The sequence below is a fragment of the Planktosalinus lacus genome (assembly GCF_014640155.1).
Taxonomy (GTDB): Bacteria; Bacteroidota; Bacteroidia; order Flavobacteriales; family Flavobacteriaceae; genus Planktosalinus; species Planktosalinus lacus.
Genome location: NZ_BMGK01000003.1, coordinates 54,976 through 77,454 on the forward strand (window position 1 = coordinate 54,976; position 22,479 = coordinate 77,454).

Sequence of the window (22,479 nt, forward strand, 5' to 3'; positions counted from 1 at the left end):
TTTAGAGAATTTATAAATAGGTTTACGCCCTTAAAATCTGAAAATTTAACCTAATACTTATGAAGAAGCTTATTGCATTTACTGCGATTGTATCCTTTTTGATTAGCTGTAACTCTGGAGACAGAGGTGAGTTGGTTGGTGTCAAAGGAAAAAAGTGGCACCCTGAAAAACCTTACGGTATGACTTTAGTGCCCGGAGGTTCTTTTATAATGGGTAAACCGGATGACGACTTCGTGGGTGTTAGAGATGCTCCAACCAAGACTGTGACCGTGCGTTCATTTTACATGGATGAAACTGAAATTACCAATTCAGAATACAGACAGTTTGTAAATTGGGTTAGAGATTCCATTGTTAGATTAAAACTTGCAGTACTTGCAGATGAAGTAGGTGCGGCTCCGGGAGATGGAGGAATTGGTGACTTTGCCTTTATGGATCAAAACACAGAAGAAATGACACCATATGAACAGTATATGTATGATAACTACTGGGGCTTTGGTGATGATTTTTATGAGGGTAGAAAAATTAACAAAGAGATTGAATTAATTTGGGATACAGCACTCTATCCTGATGAATACTACACCGAAGTGATGGATACGATGTATCTTCCCATTGAAGAATCATACAATGGTCTAAGAACGATTGATGTTAAGCACCTTAAATTCCAATATACCACGATGGATATTCAGGCTGCTGCCAAAAATCAAGGTGATAAAAGGAGTGAATATATAACACGTGAAGATGTTGAGATTTATCCTGATACCACCGTTTGGATTCGGGACTTTAATTATTCCTATAATGAGCCTATGCACAATGATTATTTTTGGCATCAGGCATATGGTGATTACCCGGTTGTGGGTGTGAGTTGGAAGCAGGCAAAAGCATTTGCAGCCTGGAGAACACTTTATAAAAACGCATACCAAAAAGAACGCGATAGAAACTTTGTTCCTCAATTCCGTTTGCCAAGTGAAGGGGAATGGGAATATGCCGCCAGAGGTGGTATTGCATCAGGTAGCTATCCTTGGGGTGGACCATATACCATAAACGACAGAGGCTGTTTTATGGCAAACTTTAAACCATTAAGAGGTGATTATGCAGCAGACCAGGCACTTTATACTGTTGAGGCAAAGTCTTATGAGCCCAATGATTACAGTTTATACAATATGGCCGGAAATGTTTCAGAATGGGTAGACTCTTCCTACGACCCTGCTTCTTATGAATATATGTCAACAATGAACCCCACAGTGAATGATGCTAATAATATGCGAAAAGTTGTGAGAGGTGGTTCATGGAAAGATGTTGCTTATTTCTTACAGGTAAGTACCAGAGACTATGAATATGCTGACACAGCAAGAAGCTATATTGGCTTTAGAACTGTTCAGGATTATATGGGAACCGATGTTGTTTTAAATCAACAATTTGGCGACGGTAGATAATATTAAACTTAAACTTCAAATACACTAACTTAAAAACTTAACTTAAAATTTAAATTATCATGGCACAATCAAAATCTACAAAAAAATTATTTAATATGGCCTATGGCCTTGGAGCTTCTATCGTAATTATTGGAGCGCTTTTTAAAATTCTTCACTGGGAAATTGGTCCGTTAAACGGAGGTATTCTTCTCGCAATCGGTCTGATTACAGAGGCGATCATTTTTGCAATTTCTGCATTTGAGCCGGTTGATGACGATTTAGACTGGTCTTTAGTTTATCCTGAATTAGCCGGAGGACAATCTTCAGGTAAAAAAGGAAAAGGAGAAAGTGCTGAAGATGCGCAAGGGCTATTGTCTAAAAAGTTAGATGAAATGCTTAAAGAAGCGCGTTTAGATGCAAACCTAATGTCAAGCTTAGGTGAAAGCATTCGTTCTTTTGAAGGAGCAGCAAAAGATTTGCAGCCAACAGCTGAAGCAATGGGCGCAACTAAAAAGTACAGTCAGGAAATGAGTCTTGCAGCTGCACAAATGGAGTCACTTAACTCGCTTTATAAAGTGCAGGTTGAATCGGCTACACGTCAAACTCAAATCAACGACGAAGTGGTTCAAAATGCAGATCAGCTAAAACAACAAATGCAAGCTATGGCAACCAACCTTTCTTCGTTAAACGGAGTCTATGGTGGTATGCTTTCTGCAATGACAAACAGAAACTAGTATTTTTCTAACTGTATAACTAACTTATAAAACAAAGAAAATGGCAGGAGGAAATTTATCCCCAAGACAGAAGATGATTAACCTGATGTATCTGGTTTTTATCGCTATGCTTGCACTAAATATGTCCAAAGAAGTCTTATCGGCCTTTGGACTCATGAATGAACGATTAACAGAGGCAAATATGTCTGCAGAACAACGCAATTCTGCTTATATGGCCGGTTTAGCTGAAAAAGCAACCGAACAGCCTGAAAAATATGTACCACTAAAAGCTAAAGCTGATGAAATCACAGCACTTTCTGCTGATTTTGATGCTTATATTGAATCTATTAAAACAGATTTGAAAGCTACTGTGAAAGACGATGATATGTCAACCAGAAACTATGAAGTCATGGACAAGCCTGATTACCTGAATCAAACATTCTTTGTGGGTGATAAGCTTACGCCGGAAGGCCAACAGTTTGTAGATAATGTTGATGCTTACCGTGAAGGTGTTCTTGATGCAATCAGTGATTTAGAGGGAGAGAAATATGACAAAATAAGAAGCGACATCAACGATAAATTTGATACTGCACCAGAAGACCGTCGTGACGGTGTTAAAGTAGATTGGCTGAAGTATCATTATGAAGGTTTTCCCATGATTGCTTCGCTAACCAAGTTAACTCAAATGCAATCTGACGTTAAAACTACAAATACTGAGGTTCTTTCTACTTTGTTGGAAGGTCAATTACAATCAGATGTTTCATTGGATAACTATGAGGCGATTGTCGTTCCGGAAAAAACAGCATTCTTTAGTGGTGAAAATTTCAAAGGTAGAGTGATTCTTGGTCGGTTTGACAATTCTATGACTTTCGACAAAGTTACGGTAAATGGTAATGATATTGAAAGTACACAAGCAGGACAGGTTTTGCTTGATTTTCCTGCTGGAAATGTTGGAGAACAGGAAATTAGCGGAGTTATTCAGTATGTGGAAAATGACTCTGTTAAGTCTATAGAAATTAAAAGTTCTTATGCAGTTATTCCTAAACCCAATGCAGCAGTAATCTCTGCAGATAAAATGAATGTGGTATATCGTGGTGTAAAAAACCCGATGACCATCTCCATTCCGGGAGTTGGCCAAGCAAATGCTACTGCTCCCGGACTTACATCAGCCGGTGGTTCTGGAAAGTATGTGATGGATGTTACTACTGTTCAAGGAAGGGAAGTTAATATTAATGTGACCGGTAGTCTCCCTGGAGGTGAAACTGTAAGTGATTCAAAATCATTCCGTATCAAAGACATCCCAAGACCTGTTGGAACCGTAAGAGGTGAAGACGGTTTGATAAAAATGCAGCGTAACGCATTGGAAATTTCAACAATTGGAGCCATGATTCCAGATTTTGATTTTGAAATTTCATTAAATGTTACAGGATTTAAATTCAATGTGCCCGGGCAACCAACAGTGGTTGTGAATGGTGGCAGATTGAATGAAGCTGCTAAAAATACCCTAAGAAGAGCAAGAAGAGGAGAAACTGTACAAATCTTTGACATCACTGCAAACCTTGCAGGGGCATCAGGATATCGTTTACAAAAAATATCTCCTGTTTTTGTTGAGCTTACAAATTAATAATACTTAAATTTATGAATCTGAAATCTTTTTTAATAATCCTGGTTGCTACGTTGATATCAACAAGTGGTTTTGGTCAAACAAATTTGTTAAACGCCAAAACACCTGAAGATATTAATCAAAAAACCGAAGCTGAAATAGCCTATGATAATGATGAACCATTGTCCTATGGCTATGTGAACAAGCGCGATGTGCTTTGGGCAAAAACCGTTTGGGAAATTATTGACTTGGATGAAAGAATGAACTTTCCACTCTATTATCCAATCGACACCAATAACATTGGTCCTGAGCGTAGATCACTCTATGATGTTTTGATGAAAAACATTAAGAACGGTAGAATCCCAAACATCTATACAGATTCATATTTTACAGAAAAGAGAACCTTGGCAGATATTCAGGCAACTCTTTCAAAAGTGGATACGACAGATTTGGGTATTGCGCAGTTAAATGCCGGTGAAGAACTGGACGCACAATACATTGACAGAAGAGACATCACTTCTGCCGATATTGAAGAATACCGCGTGCGTGGTTACTGGTATGTTGATAAGCGATTGGGTGAATTGAAATACCGTTTGATTGGTATTGCACCGGTTGCACCCGATGTTAACTTTATCGATGATGAAAACTCAACAATGGTTGAATTGTTCTGGGTGTTTTTCCCGGAAGCTCGCGAAGTGCTACATGAAGCCAAAGCGTTCAACAGGTTGAATACCTCTATGCCTATTTCATTTGATCATATGCTAAACTCCAGACGATTTAGCGGAGTGATTTACAAAGAGGACAATGAGTATGGTGACCGCAAAGTGAGTGAGTACATTAGTGACAACGCTTTGATGCAGCTCTTGGAATCTGAACGTATTAAAGAAGTTATCAGAAACATAGAAATTGATCTTTGGAATTACTAATTCTAAAGAAACTATATACAATCAAAAACTCCCGCAATATGACGGGAGTTTTTTTATTTTAGCACTATGAAAGTGGACTATATTATTGTTGGATTAGGCCTTGCAGGAATTGCTTTTTGCGAGTCCCTGCGTGCAAACAATAAAAGTTTTGTAGTGATTGACAGTGGGATCAATACCTCCTCCACAATTGCCGGTGGCTTGTTTAACCCTGTGATTTTAAAACGATTTACACCTGCCTGGAATGCTGAAAACCAACTTAAAAGTGCAATTCCTTTTTATGAAAAGCTCGAGCAAAAACTGAAAGTCAAACTCATTTACAATACACCCGTTTTTAGATTGTTTGCATCAGTCGAAGAACAAAACCTTTGGTTTGAGGTGTCAGATAAACCCGGTTTAGAACCGTTTATAGCAAAGCAAATTCACCACAATACAAACCCACATATCCATGCACCTTTTGGTTTTGGTGAAGTTTTGCAGAGTGGCCGTGTAGATACCGGCTTGCTGCTGGAAACCTATAGAATGCACCTCCTCAAAGAAAATCAGCTTATTGAAGCGTATGTTCAGTATGATGAATTAATCATAGACAAATCGATTGAATACAAGGATATTTCAGCATCTAAAATTGTGTTTGCCGAAGGCTTTGGATTAAATAACAACCCCTTTTTTAATTTTTTACCCTTGCCGGGAAATAAAGGAGAACTCATAACAATTCAATCAGATGAATTAAAACTGGATACAATTATCAAATCAGGTGTTTTTATCATCCCTGATGGCGGAAATTATTTTCGGGTGGGTTCAACATACAACCACCGGGATAAAACAACAGACCCAACCGATGTGGCACGAACAGAGCTACTGAAGAAATTGAATAAATTTTTAACCTGTGAATTTGAAGTTATAGAACATCAAGCAGGAATTCGGCCCACTACAAAAGATAGAAAACCACTGTTAGGAAGACATCCAAAATTTGAAAATATGTATGTTTTAAATGGTTTGGGTAGTCGTGGGGTGCTGATTGCTCCCACAGTGGCAGGCAATCTATATGATTTTATTGAAGCATCAATACCCCTTGATTATGAAGTTTCAATTGAGCGATTTTTGTGATTTTGAGGCTTTCTCTTTGTCGTAATGCTTAAATAGATTAATCCATATATTTCGTGAAAGCCGCATGATAACAGGCATAAAAACGATAAGGGTGCCAACAATGGCAAAAAATGAAGTCATCAAGCCACCACCTAAAAAGAGATAAGAAATAACAAAAGCGGCGACAGCAAAAGCAACTCCCAAAGCATAACTCACATACATGGCACCATAGAAAAATGAAGGCTCTATCTTGTATTTAGTATTGCAATGACCACATCTTTCGTGCATGTTGAATATTTTGGAAATCTTATAAGGATTTGATTCTTCATACATAGATTCGTTTTGGCAAACAGGACAAGTTCCCGTAAAAATGCTGTAAATTTTAGTGCCTTTTAACATAGCAAATTCTATTTTTTTAACAACACAAAATTAAGCATCTTTGCACAATTATTTGTCACAAAGGTTACATTCATGTTGAACGTTTATAATTTATCGGTTGCTTTTCAGGGAGAAAATCTGTTTGAAGAAATTTCATTTCAGTTGAAGCCGGGCGACCGCGTGGGATTGGTAGGTAAAAATGGTGCAGGAAAGTCCACGATGCTAAAAATATTAGCAAAAGAAATGCAGCCTGACACCGGTGAAATAGCGTCAGACAAACAAATTAAAATTGGTTTTTTGAAGCAGGACATCGACTTTGAAGAAGGCCGGACTGTACTCGAAGAAGCCTATCAGGCGTTTGAAGAAATCAAATCGACCGAAGCCAAAATGGACGAAATAAACCACCAACTAGCCACCAGAACAGATTATGAATCTGAAGAATATCACGATTTGATGGTTGCAATAAGTGATCTTACGCATCAATTTGAAATTCTAGGTGGTTATAATTATCAGGGGGATACTGAAAAGATCCTTCAGGGATTAGGTTTTAAACGGGAAGAATTCAACAAAAAAACAGAAGAGTTTTCCGGTGGCTGGCGCATGAGAATTGAATTGGCCAAGCTTTTACTGCAAAGTAATGATATCCTCTTGCTCGATGAGCCCACAAACCATTTGGATATTGAATCGATTATTTGGCTTGAAAGCTTTTTAAACAACTATACCGGAGCAATGATGATCGTTTCCCACGATAAAATGTTTCTCGATAATGTGACTAACCGAACCATTGAAATTTCATTGGGAAGAATCTACGACTACAACAAGCCTTACTCAAAATATTTGGTATTGCGTAAAGAGTTGCGTGAACAACAGCTCGCATCTCAAAAAAACCAGGAAAAACAAATTCAACAAACCGAGCGTTTAATTGAAAAGTTCAGGGCAAAAGCTTCAAAAGCTTCTATGGCGCAATCACTCATAAAAAAATTAGACAAGGTTGATCGCATTGAGGTGGATGAAGACGATAATGCAGTGATGAATGTGCGTTTTCCCATTTCGCTACAACCCGGAAAAGTGGTTATCGAAGCTCAAAATGTATCCAAAAATTACGGAAAAAATCACGTACTTGAAGGTGTAAACCTCACAATAGAGCGGGGTTTAAAGACGGCTTTTGTGGGGCAAAACGGTCAGGGAAAATCAACTTTGGCAAAAATAATTGTTGGTGAAATCCCACATGATGGAACGGTGAAACTGGGTCATAATGTGCAAATAGGATATTTTGCACAAAATCAGGCTGATTATCTCGATGGAAACTTGACCGTACTTGACACAATGATCAACGCAGCCAATGAATCTAACAGAAGTAAAGTAAGAGATATTTTAGGTTCGTTTCTATTCAGGGGTGAAGAAGTTGAAAAGTTTGTAAGAGTTCTCTCAGGAGGGGAACGCAACCGGCTTGCATTGGCAAAATTACTCTTACAACCATTAAATGTGTTGGTGATGGACGAACCTACAAACCACCTGGACATAAAGTCAAAAAATGTACTGAAAGAATCCCTGAAAAGTTTTGAAGGGACACTTATTCTGGTTTCGCATGACCGTGATTTTTTACAAGGTCTTTGTGATAAAGTTTACGAGTTTAAAGACAAAAAAATAAAAGAATATCTCGGCGATATCGATTTTTATCTCGAACAACGAAAAATAACATCTATGCGGGAAGCAGAATTGGCTACCATAGAAAAAAAATCGCCTAAAGACTCTTCAAATAAGCAAGACTACCGTGATCAAAAGAAAGAGAAGTCTTTAAAAAACAAATTGAGCAATCTGGAGTCTAATATTCAAAAACTAGAAACAGAAATCAAAAAAATGGATGTTGATCTGGCTTCAGATTATGAAAAACATGCTTCAAATCCCCAATTTTTCAGCACGTATGAAAAAATGAAAGCCGATTTGGAACGCAAAATGAATGAGTGGGAAACTGTTCAGGAATCACTAGAAAACATATAACAGTCCATTCTTTTTTAAGATTTTATTAACCTTCTTTGCCGTTTCAATAGAATAGATTTGTATCCTACATATAACCTTTAGCTTTTAAATTGATGCGAAGAATTATCCTGATTGTACTGGGAGTGCTCATTTTACTTGTGGCCTTCTTCTGGGCACGAAGTATTGCCGATGTCGAAAAAAAGGTTGAAGAAGCCCCGGAAAAAATTTTAAAAACAGTTTTTGTCGACACGGTTACCAACAAAAATATTCCTATCATAGTACCGGCAACCGGTACTTTAATGGCCAAAGAAAGGCTGGCAATTTTTGCTGAAGTAGAAGGGCTTTTTTTGAAAAGTGCCCATGATTTTAAACCCGGTCAACAGTACAATAGAGGCGAACTATTACTCCAAATCAATTCTTCAGAATTTGAGGCCTCTGTGCAATCAGCAAGAAGCAACCTTTATAATTTGATTACTGCTATGATGCCCGATTTGAGATTGGATTATCCTGATTCTTTTCAAAAATGGCAGGAGTACCTCAGTGATTTTGACATTAGAAAAACAACACCTGCATTGCCTGAAGCTAGTTCAGAACAAGAAAAATATTTTATTACCGGAAGAAATATCACAACAACTTATTTTGATATAAAAAATAGAGAAGAACGCTTGGGTAAGTTTAATATCAGGGCTCCATTTACCGGTATTTTAACTGAAGCTTTGGTTACAAAAGGGAGTTTAATCAGACCGGGACAAAAATTAGGAGAATTTATCAACCCTGAAATTTTTGAAATGGAAGTTTCTGTACCTAAAAACTTTGTTGATTTTCTTGAGACCGGAAAAACTGTTAAACTATCCACTATAGATAAAACAAAAGAATTTCAAGGTACCATTAGCCGCATTAATGCCCGAATAGATCAAAATACCCAAACTGTAAATGTATTTGTAACCGTAAAAGGGGAAAACCTAAGGGAAGGTATGTTTCTAGAAGCACAACTCGATGCCCGTGAAGAAAGCAATGCTTATTCAATTGCCCGTAAGCTCATCGTTAACGAGTCACAAATCTATATTGTGAAAGACGATAAAATCCAACTTTTGGATGTAGAGCTAGTTTATTCAACAGATAGAGAAGTTGTTGTAAAAGGCATTCCTGATAACACGATAATTTTACGTGAAGTTTTACCCGGTGCTTTTGAAGGTCAACCTGTTAAAATCAATGATCCAAACAGCGAGATCACAAATTAAATAAAGCGGCAATGCGAAAGGTAATTGAATATTTTATTAAATACAGTGTTGCGGTAAACGTTGTTATTTTTGCATTTATCATCTTCGGTATTTTTGGGGTTAGCAGTTTAAAATCTTCTTTTTTTCCTCTGGTTGATTCAGAAATTATCAACATCAATATCACCTATCCGGCAGCCTCTCCACAAGAAATTGAGGAGGGCATCATCATAAAAATTGAAGACAACTTAAAAGGTCTGGAAGGAATTGAGCGGGTAACCTCAACGGCTCGTGAAAGTGGTGGTTCCATAACGATCGAAACTGCCCGGGGTGAAAACATTGACGTCATTCTTGCAGAAGTAAAAAATGCCGTTGACAGGGTTCCCTCTTTTCCGGCCGATATGGAGCCACTGGTCGTCTCAAAGCAAATTCCGGTGAGGGAAACGATAAGTTTTGCCGTGAGCGGTACGAACATTCCCCTGGCAACGCTCAAACAAATAGCAAGAAGCATTGAAAATGATTTACGGGTCATTCCCGGAATCTCACAAATTGAAATTACGGGATATCCCGCAGAGGAAATCGAAATATCGGTGAGAGAAAATGACTTGTTAGCTTACAACCTTACTTTTCAGGAAGTGGCTCAGGCAGTGAGAGGGGCAAATATTTTTACAACCGGTGGGACCATTAAAACAGATGTGGAAGATTATCTCATCAGAGCCAACAACAGAGGTTATTTTGCAGACGAATTAGACAACATTGTAGTGCGGTCTGATGCTTCAGGAACTATAATCAGGTTAAAAGATGTGGCTTCTGTTAGAGATCGGTTCTCAGAAACCCCCAATGCTACTTTTTTTAATGGAAACCTTTCTGTAAATATCACCATAAGCAACACAAACGATGAAGATTTAATATCAACAGCAGCCAATGTAAATCAATACATTGAAGAATTTAACCAAAAGAATAACAACATCAGGCTTGATGTGGTAAATGATTCTTCAATTTCATTAAACCAGCGAACACAAATTTTGGTTGAAAACGGTGCTATGGGAATCCTGTTAGTGCTGTTCTTTCTTTCGTTTTTCCTAAACACCAGAGTAGCATTTTGGGTAGCTTTTGGTTTGCCCATCGCTTTTATGGGAATGTTTATGCTAGCACCCTTTTTTGGTGTAACCATCAATATTCTTTCTCTCTTTGGAATGATTATCGTCATCGGAATTCTAGTGGATGACGGGATTGTCATTTCTGAAAATATTTATCAGCATTATGAAAAAGGAAAAGGTCCCGTAAGGGCGGCCATTGATGGCACCCTCGAGGTAATGCCTCCCATTTTGTCTGCCATCATCACGACTGTTTTGGCCTTTTTAACTTTTCAATTTTTAGACAGTCGCATCGGGAAATTTTATGCAGAGGTTTCTGTGGTAGTGATTTTGACTTTGATCATCTCCCTGGTGGAAGCTTTTATTATATTGCCTGCTCACATTGCCCATTCTAAAGCTTTGGTGAGAAAAACAGGGCAAGCAGAATCTCAAAGTACTCTGGATAAATTTTTTGGCAAACTTAGAATCCTCAATAAACTGGGGGATCAAAGCATGCGTTTTTTAAGGGATAAATTTTATAGCCCTGTGCTAGCTTTTATTTTAAAGAACAACTTTTTATCACTGGCTGTGATTGTTGCTGTTTTAATGCTTACAGTTGCTTCGATTATGGGCGGAATCATTAAGGTAACAATTTTTCCAAGTATTGCCAGCGATCGTGTATCTGTTAATTTATTGTTGAGTGAAGGAGTTAACCCGGCGACGACAGATTCAATCATATCCTATGTAGAAGCCAAAGCCTGGGAAGTCAATGAAGAATTTACTAAAAAACAAACAGGGAATTTACAAGTGATTCAAAACATCATAAAACGGGTAGGCCCCGGAAATAACAAAGCGTCTTTAGACATTAATTTATTACCGGGAGAAAACCGTGATTTTTCATCACCTGAAATTACCACAGCAATTCGTGATGCAGTGGGGCCGGTATATGGAGTGGAACAACTTACTTTTGGTTCAGGAGGTAGTTTTGGAGGGTCGCCTGTTTCAGTAGCATTTTTAGGTAACAATACAGAACAACTCAAAGCTGCGAAAGAGGAATTGAAAGCACATTTTCTAAATGATTCACGTTTAAAAGATGTAACAGATACTGACCCACAGGGAATTAAAGAAATAAGAGTGGTATTGAATCAAAGTGCTTATGCACTTGGTCTAACGCTTAATGATGTAATGCAGCAAATAAGGGCCGGGTTTTTTGGTGCCCAAGCACAGCGCTTTCAAAGAGGACAAGATGAAATAAGGGTCTGGGTGCGCTATGACCGTGAAGGCAGATCTTCAATCAATGATTTGAATGCTATGCGAATTGTTACACCCACAGGCGATCGGGTGCCATTTGGCGAAATTGCAACATATACCATTGAACGTGGCGATGAATCCATTAGACATCTTGACGGAAAACGTGAAATTCAGGTTAATGCCGACCTTGAAAACCCCAACGACAGTGCCACCGAAATTTTATTTGAAATTCAGCAAGGCATCATTCCAGAAATTCTATCAAAATACAGCACCGTTTCTGTTTCTTATGAAGGACAAAACAGAGAAGCTCAAAAACTATCTAATTCAGCATCATCCATTATTCCCATTATATTATTTTTAATTTATGCTACCATTGCGTTTACCTTTAGAAGTTACAGTCAGCCATTGTTGTTGCTTTTGTTGATTCCTTTTAGTGTGATTGGTGTAGCTTGGGGTCATTGGATTCACGGGTTCCCTGTGAATATGTTGAGTGCTATGGGAATCATAGCGTTGATAGGAATTATGGTCAATGACGGCTTGGTTTTAATTACCAAATTCAATTCATTTCTCAAGGAAGGGCTGGATTTTGACAAAGCACTCTATGAAGCAGGTAGAGCACGTTTTAGAGCGATCTTTTTAACCTCTTTAACTACCATTGCAGGATTGGCTCCTTTACTGATGGAAAAGAGCAGACAAGCCCAGTTTTTAAAACCAATGGCTATCTCTATTGCTTACGGAATTGGAATTGCAACTGTTTTGACTTTGTTTTTACTACCTTTATTTTTAACCATTAATAACAAAATCAAGACCGGAACCTTCTGGTTGGCAACCGGAAAAAAAGTCAATAAAGAAGATGTTGAACGTGCGATTAAAGAAAAACGACTTGATGAGAAGTATGACGATTAAATATGTTTTTTTTGGACTGTTGGTTTGTATAAGCTTTCAAATGAAAGCACAGGAATTGTTAACAAAACAGGAAGCAATTCAATTAACACTTGCAAATAATTTTGGTATTCAGGTGGCTAAAAATGAAGTTTTGGTTGCCAAAAACAACGCTCAGATTTTGAACTCAGGGTATTTGCCATCACTTACCGGAATTGCCGGCGCTCAATATTCAATTGAAGACCAGGAAGCGGCCTTTCAGGATGGAACAAGCAGTGAAGTGATGGGTGCAGAAACAGATCGCTACAATGCCTCTATTAATTTAGACGTAACTTTATTTGATGGTTTAGGAAGGCACTACAACTATAAAAGCCTGAAGGAACAATATAATTTAAGCGCACTCGAAGCAAGAGAAAGTATTGAAGTAACCCTATTGCAATTGTTTTCAGTTTATTTTGAAGTAGCCCGCCTCACTGAAAATTTAAGTGTACTGGAAGAAACTCTTGAAAACACTAAGGAACGACTAATAAGAGCTGAGTATCAGTTTGAATATGGTCAAAACACACAATTGGAAGTGCTCAATGCAAAAGTTGATATCACTACAGATAGTGTCAATGTGATGAACGCAAATCAAGCATTAATAAATGCCAAGCGCGATTTGAATGTGGTTTTAAACAGAGATATGGAGCAGCAATTTCAAATTGACACACTCATTCAATTTATTAGTCCGCTTGAAATCGAAAATCACATCAATCAAGCATCCCAAAGCAATGTGACACTGCTACAGGCAGAGCAAAATGTTTTGATAAGTGATTATGCCCGAAAAGCGAGTAAATCTGTGTTTTTGCCATCGTTGGGATTATCAGGTTCTTATGGCTGGAATGAAGGAAATTTTCCCACAACCAATTTTTTAGCTTCCAATACCTCAACCGGCTTTAGTGCCGGACTAAACCTCACTTGGAGTTTCTTTGATGGCGGAAGTGGAATTGTCAATACTAAAAACACTAAGATTCAACTTGAAAACAGACAACTTATCAAAGAACAGTTGCAAGTTGAAGTCTACAGAAACATTGCCAATGCAAAAGGCAATTATGAAAACAGGAAAAAAATATATGAGTTGCAGCAGCAAAATGTAGCGACTGCAAGCAGTAACTTTGAACGCTCAAACGAGCGATATAAACTGGGTCAGATCTCTTCGTTGGAACTGCGTCAGGCGCAGATTAATTTAATCAATGCCCAAACAAATAAAAACCTGGCAAAATATGAAGCCAAATTGGCCGAATTGGAATTGCTGCAACTCACAGGGAAACTACTTGATGTAGCTTTTTAATTATGTATGAACACTTTTTTCAATGCCCTTATTGCTGGGAGGAAATTTCCATGTTGCTAGATCCATCGGTGAGCAAGCAGGTGTATGTTGAAGATTGTGAGGTGTGTTGCAATCCTATTCAACTAACTGTTGTTTTTAGTAATAAAGAATTGGTTCAATTTGAAGCAACCGGTATCGAGCAATAATACTTAAATAGAAACCATAACGTCTTTCAAGCCTTCCTGGATATTGATCCATAAATAGTTGAAAAATGACTTGTCTTTGTTTCTTTCAGCTGTGGCATTTCCTTCTTTAAAATTAGCTCCTTTTGAGTCTGAATTTTTTTTCACAAAAATATTGGCAACAGCAGACAATAACCAACTTCGCTTATTTTCTTTATTCAGTATTTCCACTTTAAAGTTGTCATAACTAATGCGTAAATCAACACTGGAAGTATCATTGTCTCCATGAATATTAAAATAGGTTTTTTTAACCTTCCCTTCAAGTTCTACATTCAGGCTTGCTTTTGTAAATGAGTTCATCTTTGTGGCATTCAAAGCATCGAGCTCCCCTTGAATCTGAAACGTGTCTTTCAGGTCATTTACATCAAAGCTCCAGTCAATTTTGAGCGGACTCTCATCCATAAAGGTGGAGTTTATATGGATGGTTGTTTTCTTTTCGCCCTGAGCATAAGTGTTGCTGACATTACCAATTGAAGCATTCAAATTTGAAAAATTGATTGTCCCTGCAGATTGTTTGATATTTACCTTTTCTTCATAAGTGATTGACCCATTGTTGATGTGTAAAGAATCTAAAGTTAACTGAAAAGGAATGTTTCGAATCGATTTGCTGTACAGAGGTTTGATACTGGTATCATCAGTAACTAGCTTGTCTCTGTAAATCTTTAAAACAGGATTTTCTATAATTAAATTATTGCCGGAAACCTGAAAGGTGCTGTCGCTAACTTTAAACTGTAAACCCTGTAAGGTTACCAAAGGCATTTCAGCATCCATATGGTCACGTTCCTTGTCAAGTACTTTTGAAAGTTCCCTTTTGGAATATTTCGTTTTAATGGCTAAATCTTCAATTTGAAGCTCCTGATTGGATAAGTAAATTGTGGTGAGTGAAAGTAAGTCATAATCATTCAATTGATATTGTATCGATTTGCTATCAAACTCCACATCTGAAAATTGACAAGGAATCATGTGTTGTAAGGTAGCGGTATTTACCAATACTTCTTTGAGTGTAATATTAAAATCTTCTACCTGCAAAAATGAGCTCTCATCAGGGTTTAGTAGAGTAGTTTCTGCATCATTTATGGAAATGGACGCTATGGAGAAGGGAAGCGGCATCTCCGTTTTTTTATTGTTTTCTTTTTGCGTACTTTCAATATTTTCCGGTTCCTTTTTAATACCTTCTTGAATCCATACAGAAGGGTTTTTAATCTCTAAATCTTCACCAAAAAGCATAAATGTACTGTCAATCACCTTAAAGTGAAGATCGCTTAGGGTTAGTGATGGAATTTTTATGTCTTTGCGTCCAATCTCACTTGCGGGTTCCAGGTTAGGTTTTAGGCTGTCACTTTTGGTTTGAATGGCAAAATCCTTGATTTTAAGATGTTGATCAACGATGGTGAATTCTTTTAAAGAAAGGGTTTCATTTTCATTCAACTCATAAAAAAAATCTTTGGTATCGACTTCCATTTCTGAAAAATGAAAAGGGATTTTTTCTTGTAGGGTAGTGTTGTTTACTTTAACATCTGTGATTGAAAAATTAAGGCTGTCCAGTTGCAAAGCATTACTTTCATCGGCATTCTTCATCAAGAAAGAGGCGTTTTCCAAAGTAAACTTTTCGGTGCTTATGTTTTCTTCAAAGTCCTTTTGTTGTTTTTTGCGGTCGTCAGTCTTTGTACTATCCCTGTATGTCTTCACATACAGGTCATAAAGTGTAATGGAGTTAAAGTCAATCTTACCTGAGAAAAGGTACGTCCAGTAACTAAGACCTTCAAAGGATGCTTTTGAAAGGCTAAGCTGAGCATCTTTAAATTCAGCAATAGTGTCTGTTACTGAAATTTGGAGGTTTTCAATGGTTGCAGAGCCACTAAATGAACTTACAGAAATCTCATATTCGTTGAGTTGAAAACCATCAGGAACTTCCTGAACGATGGTTTTTTTAATTTTGCTTTCAATAATGGGATTTGCCACAAATGATGCAATCACAAACAGAATCAAGAATCCTGTTATGCTTCCAAGAATTATGCGTGTTCTTTTACTCATCTACTAAAGATACCTAAAAAAACAGCATCTGCTAAATATTAACATTTACTTATAATTATAATAAAAATATAATCAGTTATGATTGTGAAATGTGTAAAAGAGCTATCCTCATTTTATGTTTTTTAAACTTGCTTGAAAGTTTCCATGCGCTAATGCTTGTAGTAGTTTACAAATGTTTTACAGAAATAAAAAAAGGTAGTTATGTCTTACTGTAATTGCCTGATTTAAACGCAAAAAGCACTGAAAATCAGTGCTTTTGCTTTGTAGCGGGAACAGGACTGACACCCCATTAAATGTTATTTTTTTTGCCCCCTTGTAATCATTGATAAAACGGCTGTAACTTACTGTATATAAATAAAATAAAGTTTAAAGACACTCTAACTTGAATTAACCTGAATTAAGAAAAGTTAATCATTTTAGGGGATTATTAGGGGATTATATCTACATTTGACTTTTATTAATATGCAATGAAAGTCAACTTCATCCTAAAAGGAAAAAATAACCCCACAAATATTGTTTGTCGGTTTAAGCCTTCTCAAAGTTTTGATTTCATGTGCGCAACTGGCATTTGGATAAAACGGACTGATTGGAGCCAAGCAAAACAATCTGTTAAGCCAAAGGCCAATTCAACTAATAAAGATCTTATCAACGCTAAGTTAAGATTATTGGAAACCACTATTGCTGATAAATGGCTAAATGATAATCTCAAAAATGTTCAAATTTCAAAAGATTGGCTCAGAAACATTGTTGGCTCAAACCTCGGAACCGCTAACGTAAAAGACAAAAGAAAAATCTTTTTTTCAGATTGGGTGGAGAGTTATGTTGATGACACAGAAACCCACATTTATAAGGGGAAATCATTATCTGATAGAACGGTGCAAAAGCACAAAACAACACTGGCAAAGCTTCACGCATTTGAAAATTATTCCAAGACAAAATACAGATTTGAAAATATTGACTTAAAATTTTATAGAGCTTTTTTAGAGTATTGTAGAAGTGAAGAAAAACTGTTGAATAATACTATCGGCAAGTATATTGCCGATATTAAAAAATGGTGTAAACTAATAGACTTAGAAGGATTACCTATCAACCAACAGTATAAACATTCAGAGTTTATGACTGTCTCCAACAAAACCAAAGACACCTATCTATCTGAGGAAGAAATTAACAAGGTGTTCAACCATGACTTTTCAAAATCAACACGGTTAGATAACGCCCGGGACTTGTTTATTATAGGGTTGAGAACCGGATTGCGTATATCTGACTTTTTAAGACTGAAACAGATCAACCTTAAAGACGGATATATTGAAATTGAAACAATGAAAACCGGAGAACCTGTTGTGATTCCCTTACACCACCAAATAAAAAGTATTTTAGAAAAAAGGGGTGGCCAACTTCCTTATTCAATTTCAGATCAAAAATTCAATTTGTATGTAAAAGAAGTGTGCGAGACTGCCGGGATAAATGAATTGATTGAAGGTTCTAAAAAAGTCAAATTAGAAGAGGAAGGAAAAACTAAAGTAAGATATCGAAAAGTTATAGGCAATTATCCCAAACACGACCTTATATCTTCACACACTTGTAGAAGATCCTTTGCTTCAAATTTATATGGAAAACTTCCTAATATGGTAATAATGGCCATAACCTCTCATAAAACAGAAAGTCAGTTTTTAAAGTATATCAAAATAACGAATACGGAACATGCAGAAACCCTGAAAAAGCATTGGGCAAATGAACAAGAAAAACAGCACATCAATGAATGATAACAATAAATTTGAATTGATATTACAAGGATTTGAAAACCTTCATTTAAATGACGAATTAATTTCTTTTTTATTAGAAAAGAATATTTACCGTATAGATCCAAATGTAATAGCATTTGAAATTTTGGACAAAAACAGAGAAATTACATTTAATGTCTCCTTTCCTTATAATGAAAAGTATTATAGAATTAATGATGATGTATTAGATGAAATATATATCTTTTTATTGGATAAAATAAAAACTCATCCTTTGTATAATATGGCTGAAATTGAATATGAGCTTTCAATATGTTTAACCAGAAAACAAAAACTAAAGTTATTAAAAAAAAAATATTCAGAAACGACAAAAGAACTGACAGAATCACCATATTCGATGTTATACTTTGGAAAAAAATACAGTTATTACAATAATTGGAAGGAATTTATACTAAGCCATATTAATCAGTGTCATATTATTTATTATTTGAAATATGATTTTATGATCGAATGGAGAGATAGAGAAACCTTAGAAGAGTTCAAAATCCATAAAGATATTGACTTTGAAAAAAATATTTTTGAGTTTTGGTGCAGGTGTTACGAACTATCATTCATTAAAGATTTTATTGAAAAGAGGATTTTTGAATTAGAAGGATCACAAAACATTGAAAATATTAAACAAAAAAATATATTGATAAATACCAATGAAACAAAATTGTCGGGGCATATTAAGAAAATTCAGCCGATATTCAAAAATGACAGTGAATTGCTTTTTAAATTTATAGTAAAGAATTATGAAGGGAAATTAGACAGAGCCTTTTTTAGTCTATTATATTCCTATTTCAATGATGAGCTTAAAAGTTTACACACAGGTGGTAAAGATAGCAAAGAGTATAGGGATTATATATTGTTAAATCCAGAGTATAAAATTGAAAGCTTTTCAAAAGTGATTCCATATCCAGACTATAGTCCTACAAAAGAGAGAATGCAAGAAACATTCAAAAAACTAACAGAAAAGTTTTATTCAGAATAAAATTTGAATAAAATATGATTAATATTGAATAAAATATAAGTTTTTTTCTCACATAGATTTGTCCTTGTAACTTTAAAAACAAGGCAATGACTAAACAAATTCTACAAATTGAAAACACCTCAGTAGAGGATCTAAGATCCGAAATTCTCTCAAGTGTAAATGAAGCTCTGAAAAATTATTCTACTCAATTTCAGAGTAACAAAAACAACGATACTTTATTAACCAGACAAGAAACCGCTGATATGCTTTCAGTGAGTTTGGTGACCCTTTGGAAGTGGACTAAAGATGATATTATTGCGGCATATCGCATTGGTAATAGAGTTAGGTATAAAAAAGGAGAAGTTATAGAGGCAATGCAAAAAATGAATTGTTTTGGAGAAGAAGATTTTTCAACCTCTTGATCATGGTAAACAACAATCTATTTAATTTAAAGAGAGTTTTTAAAAGCAAGGAGGTTAAAAATGGATAATATATTAAACATATCAAAGATAGAACTACCTGGGAAAATTGAGTTTAACCCGAATGATATTTCAAAACTATTAATAGATCCAAATGAAACTATTCCTCCTCCTCCAGTAGCTTGGTGTCAAATGATTGATGGAAATGAGATTATTATGGGAACACTTGGAAACTTTTCTGTTCTCATTGGTAAAGCAAAAAGCAAAAAGTCCTTTTTAACTGGTCTGATAACATCATTTATACTTAAACCAAATGATAGTTTTTTCGGCAAATTACAATCAGAAAACAACCGAATACTCTACTTTGATACAGAACAAGGCCGGTACCATTGTCAAAAATCACTAAAAATGATTTATGAGCTCTGTAATAAAAATGACTTACCAATAGAAATGTACTTTTTACGGTCGAAAAATCCTGAAGACAGAAGACGTATAATTAATCACCTAATTAAAACAAAAGAAAGGATAGGTTTTGTAATTATTGATGGCATTCGTGATTTAGTAAAATCTATAAATGATGAAGGCGAGGCTATGGATTTATCAACAGACCTACTCCGTTGGACAGAAGAAAAAAATATTCATATTTTGACTGTAATACATCAAAATAAAGGGAACGATCACGCAAGAGGACATTTAGGTTCAGAGTTAATAAATAAAGCTGAAACAGTTTTAAGTGTTGAAAAATGCAAAGATAATGATAACATCAGCATTGTTAAACCTGAATTATGTAGAAATAAAGAGCCTCAACCTTTTGCATTTGAAATAATTAATGGCCTCCCAGTGTTGGTAGATGATTTTGAAATTCAAGCCTCGACCCGAAAACAAAGCATTGAAATTGAAAAAATTGATCAATTCAAACTGTATCAGATGTTGACAGAAGTGTTTTCAAAGCATGAAGAATATTCCTATCAAGATTTGAAAGATATTATCAAAGAAACATTTTTCAATAATTTTTCAAAAAAGCTACCCGAACACAAATGCCGGGAAATGATAAATGAATTTAAAAATAACGGTTGGGTTATTCAAGAAGCCGACAGAAAACCATATAAGATTGGAAAATATAATGACGTGTAGTGTCAGTGCATATTATATATGCACTTGACACTTGACACTTATATCTTGAATATCGTGTCAATTACACGTGTCAAAAATTATGACACATTTAAACAAATGACAATGAATACTATAAAACAAGCTTTAGAAAGAATCAAATGGAGATTTGAAAACGGAAAATTTATACCTAATGATAACGATTGCAACGCACTGAATTTTATAGTGGATTGGATAAACAATGAAAAAAAACAGATAGTTAAAGATAATGTTCTATTGACCAAGTGTTATGTTCTCTTACTTGAACACGAAACAATAAAATTTCAGGAGGTTAACTTTGCAAGTAAGCAATTAAATAAAAAACTACATAAGGTTGATCTTGAACAAATATTTGAGGAGTTTAGGGACTACTTAAACCTTTTAGAATATCAAACTTTTTTAAAAAAACATGGCTTAAAAATCAATCATCCGGCTGAAATGACAGATGAGGAAAGATTAATTGAAAAAAATATTTTAAAGGAGCACCAAGCTGAATTTATGCGTGCAACAGTAACAGGAAAATGGACAACTGAACAGATAAAATTAGCTATAATAAATCAACTAACAGAGCTTATAAAACTAAAATAATAAACTATATAAAAATGGAAAAAATAGTCAACACTTTAGAGCAACCCCAAAAGAAATCCTATGAACTATTGGAATCTTTATTTTTTGAAAATCGTGGGAACGAGCAACATCTTGAAAACCTACACGAAATTTTTATGTGTTTTGTAAGAGCTGATGATGATCACCGGCCAGATCGAGATTCAATTATTTCAACTTACGAATCATTAAGAGATTTGCTTATTGAGAGTAATAAGCTTTTTAGTCTTGAATAATGGGCGTTTTTTTGTTCCAGTAACCTAAACACAATCGCAACTTAATAGTACAACACCCCCCGCAACGTCCTTAAAACATCAACGTTGCCATTAAATCTCTTAAATTTTTATACAATTGAATATCAGATACTTAAAAAAAGTAATTAGTTGTATAACTACGCAACGCGCCGCAACGTATAAAGACGTTGCCCAATGAAACAAGTTTCGACAAATAAAAAAATACTATCTCAATTTCTTATATTTGGTTTTCAGAATTTTGAAAAATGTGTTACGACATTTCACTAACCAAATCAAAAAAATCCATTGAGAACTTTTATAAAGCTCACGACCTCCAGTTTAATCCGCCATTGGTTTATGAATCATATTTTCATCAAAGAGGCTTTTGGCACCAAAACATTTATATAATTCCACAACAGCAACCTGAAGAAATTGTTCCCGCAACTTGGGGTCTCATTCCTCCGCAGATGTATGAGTTCATAGATGATTACCAAAAAAGAAACCACAACTTGAATGCCAGATCTGAAAGTTTATGGAAAGTATCTGAATGGGTTCAGTGTATGCCTAAAAACCGTTGTTTGATTATTGCAGATGGTTTTTTTGAGCCACACCACCGGGGAGAAGAAATTGTTCCTTATTATTGTTACATCCCGGACAAAGACAGCGAGGATAACAGAAAAATATTTGTTTTTGCTGGTATATATACTGAAATACCTTCAGATGCTTATACAGCATCCATTATCACAGTTCCGGCAAACTCATTGTTTGAAAAAGTACACAACAGCGCCAATAGAATGCCTTTGGTATTAGATGAAGAATTTCACCAGGAATGGCTAAGATTTGACACTACAAAAGAAAAACTAAAAGAATTGATGAAATTCGGATTCACAAAAGACGAGTTTCAGGTACACAGTGTAAATAAAAACCTCTATAAAAATAAAAATCCTAACAATCCGGAAACTATTAAGTATGTAGAATACCCATCTTTGTTTGATGATTTTTGAAGTTTAAATACCAACGTCCAAGACAACGACCCAAAACGTATTACGCAACATTTCACGCAACGTGCCTACGTTGCAGCGTTGTTGCAAATGTTCTATATTTTAGTAAACGACACGATATCAGTAATTTATACAATTAACTTGTCTCCAGCAAGGACGCAACAGGCCGCAACCCCAAATTGGAATTATTCTATTATTTTTCATTTTTAAAGTGAAA

The 22,479-nt window shown here is 35.7% G+C and carries 19 protein-coding genes; 17 read left to right on the forward strand and 2 right to left on the reverse strand.

The window, feature by feature from the left end:
• Positions 1-59 precede the first annotated feature (59 nt).
• The 5 genes from porK to IEV69_RS04025 all read left to right on the forward strand — a co-directional run bounded on the left by porK (position 60) and on the right by IEV69_RS04025 (position 5,758).
• Positions 60-1,433, forward strand: a complete 1,374-nt coding sequence (gene porK / locus IEV69_RS04005) for a T9SS ring complex lipoprotein PorK/GldK (RefSeq protein ID WP_188439714.1) — start codon at positions 60-62, stop codon at positions 1,431-1,433.
• Between the two features lie 59 nt (positions 1,434-1,492).
• On the forward strand, positions 1,493-2,146 hold the full coding sequence (gene porL, locus IEV69_RS04010; RefSeq protein WP_188439717.1) for a type IX secretion system motor protein PorL/GldL: 654 nt from the start codon (positions 1,493-1,495) through the stop codon (positions 2,144-2,146).
• A 40-nt stretch (positions 2,147-2,186) separates the two neighbouring features.
• Positions 2,187-3,749: a type IX secretion system motor protein PorM/GldM gene (porM, locus tag IEV69_RS04015; protein WP_188439718.1), complete on the forward strand. Its 1,563-nt coding sequence runs from the start codon at positions 2,187-2,189 to the stop codon at positions 3,747-3,749.
• Positions 3,750-3,763: 14 nt separating this feature from the next.
• On the forward strand, positions 3,764-4,654 hold the full coding sequence (gene porN, locus IEV69_RS04020; RefSeq protein ID WP_188439720.1) for a type IX secretion system ring subunit PorN/GldN: 891 nt from the start codon (positions 3,764-3,766) through the stop codon (positions 4,652-4,654).
• 66 nt (positions 4,655-4,720) lie between these two features.
• The gene (locus IEV69_RS04025) at positions 4,721-5,758 is read left to right on the forward strand and encodes an NAD(P)/FAD-dependent oxidoreductase (RefSeq protein ID WP_188439722.1); all 1,038 of its coding nucleotides are present in this window, start codon (positions 4,721-4,723) and stop codon (positions 5,756-5,758) included.
• On the opposite strand, the gene IEV69_RS04030 is transcribed toward IEV69_RS04025, so the two are convergent.
• Positions 5,738-6,136, reverse strand: a complete 399-nt coding sequence (locus tag IEV69_RS04030; RefSeq protein WP_188439724.1) for a DUF983 domain-containing protein — start codon at positions 6,134-6,136, stop codon at positions 5,738-5,740. The genes IEV69_RS04025 and IEV69_RS04030 overlap by 21 nt on opposite strands.
• A 72-nt stretch (positions 6,137-6,208) precedes the next feature.
• On the opposite strand from IEV69_RS04030, the gene IEV69_RS04035 reads away from it, so the two are divergent.
• From IEV69_RS04035 to IEV69_RS04055, 5 genes are all read left to right on the forward strand, one after another.
• The gene (locus IEV69_RS04035; RefSeq protein ID WP_188439726.1) at positions 6,209-8,116 is read left to right on the forward strand and encodes an ABC-F family ATP-binding cassette domain-containing protein; all 1,908 of its coding nucleotides are present in this window, start codon (positions 6,209-6,211) and stop codon (positions 8,114-8,116) included.
• Positions 8,117-8,208: 92 nt separating this feature from the next.
• Positions 8,209-9,336, forward strand: coding sequence for an efflux RND transporter periplasmic adaptor subunit (locus IEV69_RS04040; RefSeq protein ID WP_188439728.1), 1,128 nt, complete (start codon positions 8,209-8,211; stop codon positions 9,334-9,336).
• Positions 9,337-9,347: 11 nt separating this feature from the next.
• Entirely contained in the window at positions 9,348-12,545 is a 3,198-nt protein-coding gene (locus IEV69_RS04045) for an efflux RND transporter permease subunit (protein WP_188439730.1), read from the forward strand.
• A 40-nt stretch (positions 12,546-12,585) separates the two neighbouring features.
• Positions 12,586-13,851 (forward strand): TolC family protein, encoded by a 1,266-nt coding sequence (locus IEV69_RS04050; protein ID WP_229741318.1) that lies wholly within the window; start codon positions 12,586-12,588, stop codon positions 13,849-13,851.
• A gap of 2 nt (positions 13,852-13,853) precedes the next feature.
• Positions 13,854-14,036, forward strand: coding sequence for a CPXCG motif-containing cysteine-rich protein (locus tag IEV69_RS04055; RefSeq protein ID WP_188439733.1), 183 nt, complete (start codon positions 13,854-13,856; stop codon positions 14,034-14,036).
• A 3-nt stretch (positions 14,037-14,039) separates the two neighbouring features.
• Here IEV69_RS04055 and IEV69_RS04060 read toward each other — a convergent pair whose 3' ends face one another.
• On the reverse strand, positions 14,040-16,106 hold the full coding sequence (locus IEV69_RS04060; RefSeq protein ID WP_188439735.1) for an AsmA family protein: 2,067 nt from the start codon (positions 16,104-16,106) through the stop codon (positions 14,040-14,042).
• A gap of 551 nt (positions 16,107-16,657) precedes the next feature.
• Between IEV69_RS04060 and IEV69_RS04065 the strand changes: the two genes are divergently transcribed.
• The 7 genes from IEV69_RS04065 (at position 16,658) to IEV69_RS04095 (ending at position 22,265) form a co-directional block, all read left to right on the forward strand.
• On the forward strand, positions 16,658-17,869 hold the full coding sequence (locus IEV69_RS04065; protein WP_229741320.1) for a tyrosine-type recombinase/integrase: 1,212 nt from the start codon (positions 16,658-16,660) through the stop codon (positions 17,867-17,869).
• The gene (locus IEV69_RS04070; RefSeq protein WP_229741322.1) at positions 17,838-18,878 is read left to right on the forward strand and encodes a hypothetical protein; all 1,041 of its coding nucleotides are present in this window, start codon (positions 17,838-17,840) and stop codon (positions 18,876-18,878) included. Before IEV69_RS04065 ends, IEV69_RS04070 begins: the two co-directional genes overlap by 32 nt.
• 86 nt (positions 18,879-18,964) lie before the next feature.
• Positions 18,965-19,279: a helix-turn-helix domain-containing protein gene (locus tag IEV69_RS04075; protein WP_188439741.1), complete on the forward strand. Its 315-nt coding sequence runs from the start codon at positions 18,965-18,967 to the stop codon at positions 19,277-19,279.
• A gap of 60 nt (positions 19,280-19,339) precedes the next feature.
• Positions 19,340-20,410 (forward strand): AAA family ATPase, encoded by a 1,071-nt coding sequence (locus IEV69_RS04080; RefSeq protein ID WP_188439743.1) that lies wholly within the window; start codon positions 19,340-19,342, stop codon positions 20,408-20,410.
• A gap of 102 nt (positions 20,411-20,512) precedes the next feature.
• The gene (locus IEV69_RS04085; RefSeq protein WP_188439745.1) at positions 20,513-21,013 is read left to right on the forward strand and encodes a hypothetical protein; all 501 of its coding nucleotides are present in this window, start codon (positions 20,513-20,515) and stop codon (positions 21,011-21,013) included.
• Between the two features lie 14 nt (positions 21,014-21,027).
• Complete coding sequence (locus IEV69_RS04090; protein WP_188439747.1) at positions 21,028-21,264, forward strand: hypothetical protein; 237 nt, start codon at positions 21,028-21,030, stop codon at positions 21,262-21,264.
• Positions 21,265-21,527: 263 nt separating this feature from the next.
• Positions 21,528-22,265 (forward strand): SOS response-associated peptidase, encoded by a 738-nt coding sequence (locus tag IEV69_RS04095; RefSeq protein ID WP_188439749.1) that lies wholly within the window; start codon positions 21,528-21,530, stop codon positions 22,263-22,265.
• Positions 22,266-22,479: the final 214 nt, after the last annotated feature.

Coding starts and splice junctions, on each gene's coding strand:
- porN (WP_188439720.1), top strand. CDS start 3,764: ATGAATCTGAAATCTTTTTTAATAATCCTGGTTGCTACGTTGATATCA.
- IEV69_RS04040 (WP_188439728.1), top strand. CDS start 8,209: ATGCGAAGAATTATCCTGATTGTACTGGGAGTGCTCATTTTACTTGTG.
- IEV69_RS04055 (WP_188439733.1), top strand. CDS start 13,854: ATGTATGAACACTTTTTTCAATGCCCTTATTGCTGGGAGGAAATTTCC.
- porL (WP_188439717.1), top strand. CDS start 1,493: ATGGCACAATCAAAATCTACAAAAAAATTATTTAATATGGCCTATGGC.
- IEV69_RS04050 (WP_229741318.1), top strand. CDS start 12,586: ATGAAAGCACAGGAATTGTTAACAAAACAGGAAGCAATTCAATTAACA.
- IEV69_RS04085 (WP_188439745.1), top strand. CDS start 20,513: ATGAATACTATAAAACAAGCTTTAGAAAGAATCAAATGGAGATTTGAA.
- IEV69_RS04045 (WP_188439730.1), top strand. CDS start 9,348: ATGCGAAAGGTAATTGAATATTTTATTAAATACAGTGTTGCGGTAAAC.
- IEV69_RS04080 (WP_188439743.1), top strand. CDS start 19,340: ATGGATAATATATTAAACATATCAAAGATAGAACTACCTGGGAAAATT.
- IEV69_RS04035 (WP_188439726.1), top strand. CDS start 6,209: ATGTTGAACGTTTATAATTTATCGGTTGCTTTTCAGGGAGAAAATCTG.
- porK (WP_188439714.1), top strand. CDS start 60: ATGAAGAAGCTTATTGCATTTACTGCGATTGTATCCTTTTTGATTAGC.
- porM (WP_188439718.1), top strand. CDS start 2,187: ATGGCAGGAGGAAATTTATCCCCAAGACAGAAGATGATTAACCTGATG.
- IEV69_RS04075 (WP_188439741.1), top strand. CDS start 18,965: ATGACTAAACAAATTCTACAAATTGAAAACACCTCAGTAGAGGATCTA.
- IEV69_RS04025 (WP_188439722.1), top strand. CDS start 4,721: ATGAAAGTGGACTATATTATTGTTGGATTAGGCCTTGCAGGAATTGCT.
- IEV69_RS04090 (WP_188439747.1), top strand. CDS start 21,028: ATGGAAAAAATAGTCAACACTTTAGAGCAACCCCAAAAGAAATCCTAT.
- IEV69_RS04065 (WP_229741320.1), top strand. CDS start 16,658: ATGTGCGCAACTGGCATTTGGATAAAACGGACTGATTGGAGCCAAGCA.
- IEV69_RS04070 (WP_229741322.1), top strand. CDS start 17,838: ATGAACAAGAAAAACAGCACATCAATGAATGATAACAATAAATTTGAA.
- IEV69_RS04095 (WP_188439749.1), top strand. CDS start 21,528: ATGTGTTACGACATTTCACTAACCAAATCAAAAAAATCCATTGAGAAC.
- IEV69_RS04030 (WP_188439724.1), bottom strand. CDS start 6,136: ATGTTAAAAGGCACTAAAATTTACAGCATTTTTACGGGAACTTGTCCT.
- IEV69_RS04060 (WP_188439735.1), bottom strand. CDS start 16,106: ATGAGTAAAAGAACACGCATAATTCTTGGAAGCATAACAGGATTCTTG.